Genomic DNA, 267 nt, shown 5'->3' with positions numbered 1-267 from the left:
TCAGCAACCTGACACTTGCTTGTCATGAATGCAATCAACGTAAGGGGTCCATGACAGCTACTGAGTTTGGTTATCCCCACATACAAGAGCAAGCTAAACAGTCACTAAGAGAAGTAGCTTTTATAAACACCACACGCTGGCACCTGTATGAGCGCCTGAAGGCTACTGGCCTCCCAGTTGAGTGTGGCACAGGTGCTCTAACCAAGATGAACCGCGTCACTCGTGGATTGCCTAAAGAACACTACTTCGATGCCTGTTGTGTTGGAC

Annotated in this window: 1 pseudogene; it reads left to right on the top strand. The window is 48.7% G+C overall.

Annotated features, from left to right (window positions below):
• Window positions 1-267, top strand: a pseudogene (locus tag KKC1_RS17700) (RNA-guided endonuclease IscB); the annotation flags it as partial.

It is taken from the genome of Calderihabitans maritimus, from assembly GCF_002207765.1.
Taxonomy (GTDB): domain Bacteria; phylum Bacillota; class KKC1; order Calderihabitantales; family Calderihabitantaceae; genus Calderihabitans; species Calderihabitans maritimus.
The sequence above is the reverse complement of the archived record's forward strand: the minus strand, read 5'-3'. Positions and strand labels throughout refer to the sequence as shown.